This is a genomic window from Aquimarina algiphila, assembly GCF_007489275.1.
Lineage (GTDB): Bacteria > Bacteroidota > Bacteroidia > Flavobacteriales > Flavobacteriaceae > Aquimarina > Aquimarina algiphila.
Map to the genome: position 1 here is coordinate 1 of NZ_VLNR01000143.1, position 3,053 is coordinate 3,053.

The window sequence follows — 3,053 nt, forward strand, 5'->3', positions numbered from 1 at the left end:
TCCTTTTAAAACCTTGAGTATTTTATCGTAATTTGCTTGAAAGTTGTGCATATGAATTATAGTGTCGTAACTACAATTTACTGCCTTTTAGCAGTTTGCGCAACTTTTTCTAAATGCACAACGGGTTAAAGACACAATAACATCAGGGAGAAGTTTATTAGATATGGCTAATATTCAAACTTCATTGGGTGATTTTTCTGGCAGTAAGACTACAGCTATAGACGGTGTAAGATATTTAGAAAAAACTGCTGACTTAAGAAATCTTGCAGGATTATATCATATTATTTCTGTAGCGAATAAAGAATCAAAAAGATATGATGAGGCCAGAAGGTATAATGAACGAGCATTAGCTTTAGGCAAAGACAGTTTTTCTATTAATACTATAGGAATCAAAAATATATTGATTTTTAAAAATACGAAAGCTCTAATATTAACAGGAGAAGGAGAGTATCAAGAAGCCATACGTTTATTAAAAACATTGGAATCTGATACTATTTTACAACAAGATAAAAATGAATATGCTAGAGTATTGTCAAACCTGGGTTATGTGCAATGGCTTGAAAATAAAGAAAATAAAAATTCAGTAAAACTGCTTCTTAAGGCAAAAATCATTCGGGAAGAAATGAATGATGCAAGTGGGTTAATTGCGAGTAATATTGATTTAACTAAATTTTATTTTGAAAAAGATAAAACAAAAGCATTATACCATGCAGAAGCCGCTTATAAAAATGCCAAAATACGAAGGAATCTGGTTTCTATGATCGAAGCTTTGGGGTATATCTTTAAGTTAAAAGAAAATGTGAGCAAAGAAGCAATAGTATATGATCAAATACATCATAAATTACAAGAGATCAATCAAAAAAATCGAGAAATCTATGCTGTTACCAAATATGAAAACGAAAAACTTACCAATAAAAATGTTATTTTGACCAAGGAAAAAGATAAACTAACCGATCAAGCATGGATCATCTCTTTATTGCTGGTAGTAAGTATGACAGGCGTAGGTTATTATTATTACCGACAACAGATATATAAAAAACGATTTATACAATTATTGGGTAAAGATGAAAATAAGAATACAATTAAAACATCTGCGATATACAAAACAGGAGTTTCATCTAGTATAAGCGAAGAAGCCCTGGAGCATCTACTCACTCAATTACAACAGTTCGAAGATCAGAAAGGGTATCTTACTCCTAATATTAATGCTAAAGATCTGGCAAAAAGTTTTGGTTCAAACTCTAGTTACTTATCTATTGTGATCAATACATATAAGCAAAAGAGTATAAGTCAATATATTAATGATTTACGTATTGGTTTTGCGATTGATAAATTACAATCAGATGCAACGTTTAGAAAATATACGATCAAAGCTATTGCCAAGGATGTAGGTTTTAATTCTTCTGAGATATTTGCTAAAAAATTCTATAAAAATACAGGGATATATCCTTCATATTTTATCAAAAAGCTAGAAATGTAGTGACGAATTTTGAGATTAGTGGGTTGGATAAAAAGATATACTTCGGCAAGTTCTGCATCGGTTTAGAGATAAATTAATAGTGTGGTGTCATGATGTGTTTTGAAACCGTAGTATCTTCTTATGTTTTAGATCTTTGTAATATAAACATATTGATTATCAGTGTTTAATCATGATTTTCTACTTGTCTTAATATATAAATTATCACCCTATTTTTTATAAATCACGACTTGCTTACCTTTTATATTACCCATCTTCCCTCATACATTTGTAGTAACAAAAACATAGTATCATGGAATCCTACCCATTGTATCTTATCAAAAATAAATTCATATCTGAAATTCTAGAAGCATTGCATATCAAAGCAGACGAATTTGTATATAATCTAGGGCAACATAATCCTTATGAAATTATACTCTACACATGGATTCATAAACTATATGGTAAAGGAAAATCTGTGGATGAAGCCATACAGTTAATCTATAAAGCCAGGAATATACTGTTTCTTAATTCTAAGTTATAGTATAGTTCTCTCATTCTGTATTTTCTAAAATGATAGTATATCTATTTTTAAATAGATAGATGCTAGGATATTTCATGTACTACTTAGATGCAGAATTTATAGTTGATCTGATTAAAAGCTATAAAAACAAAATATAAAAGAATAAAACGTGAAGTGAAAAGAGGAAAACAAAAGATAGTAAGAGGTGAGTTAGGCTTCTTACTATGCAATTGGAATATATCAATAACTAGAAATAATCATCTGAAGGGAAAACAGTATGAATATTATAATGAAACATATCGAAATTATAGAACGTGTTGATCAACTGATTCGACTACAGGCAACGGGGTCGCCAGAGGATTGTTCGGCTCGTTTAGGAATTTCAAAAACCAAATTATATCGAATCATAGGAGTGATGAAAAACTTAAACGCTCCGATTGAATATGATTTTTCTATACAAAGTTATGTGTATGTACAAGAGGTGGGTTTCAAGTTCGGATTTTATACAAAAGAAAATGAGGTCAAAAAGCTAAATCCTTTTGTTGGGTAATGGAAGACGGAAGACAGAAGGTATAGAAGTGAAGAGTGAAAAACGAAAAATGAAAAGAGTAAGATGTCAGAAGACCGAAGTTAGAAGAAAATAGTGTATTCATTGTCAGTCTGAGCCCCTCGACAAGCTCAGGGCAGGCACTGTCGAAGACAGTTTTAAGAAGTTAGATGCTGGAGCTTAGAAAATGAAAAGTGAAAAACACATCATACATCTGGCTTCATACTTCGGACAACTATAAAGCGTAGAGACTCTGCTCCATTAAAACTAAAAAAAAGCTTCCCACTTCGTGGAATAAAAAATATTCAATAAAATTTTCCCAGTCCCGAAAAATGAAACTGGCATCTTCTATTATTGTACCAGGAAAACAAATTATAGGACAAGTAAGATGATAAACAATAAAATTATATATAGCATAGTGATGCTACTTATGGGATTGCAGGTACAGGCCCAGGTAGTGTTGTCTGATAAGAATTATGTCCATACCACTGTTCCTCAAACTGCAGTAAAGATTGCTGATATGGAGA

Annotated in this window: 3 protein-coding genes; all 3 read left to right on the top strand. The window is 31.2% G+C overall.

The features are described from left to right. Positions 1–163: 163 nt before the first annotated feature. The 3 genes from FOF46_RS30495 to FOF46_RS30505 all read left to right on the top strand — a co-directional run bounded on the left by FOF46_RS30495 (position 164) and on the right by FOF46_RS30505 (position 2,529). Positions 164–1,480: a helix-turn-helix domain-containing protein gene (locus tag FOF46_RS30495; protein WP_143919195.1), complete on the top strand. Its 1,317-nt coding sequence runs from the start codon at positions 164–166 to the stop codon at positions 1,478–1,480. Between the two features lie 289 nt (positions 1,481–1,769). Beyond that, positions 1,770–2,000, top strand: coding sequence for a hypothetical protein (locus tag FOF46_RS30500; protein ID WP_109435998.1), 231 nt, complete (start codon positions 1,770–1,772; stop codon positions 1,998–2,000). A 256-nt stretch (positions 2,001–2,256) separates the two neighbouring features. Next, positions 2,257–2,529, top strand: a complete 273-nt coding sequence (locus FOF46_RS30505; RefSeq protein WP_143919196.1) for a hypothetical protein — start codon at positions 2,257–2,259, stop codon at positions 2,527–2,529. Positions 2,530–3,053 lie beyond the last annotated feature (524 nt).

Coding starts and splice junctions, on each gene's coding strand:
- FOF46_RS30495 (WP_143919195.1), top strand. CDS start 164: ATGGCTAATATTCAAACTTCATTGGGTGATTTTTCTGGCAGTAAGACT.
- FOF46_RS30500 (WP_109435998.1), top strand. CDS start 1,770: ATGGAATCCTACCCATTGTATCTTATCAAAAATAAATTCATATCTGAA.
- FOF46_RS30505 (WP_143919196.1), top strand. CDS start 2,257: ATGAATATTATAATGAAACATATCGAAATTATAGAACGTGTTGATCAA.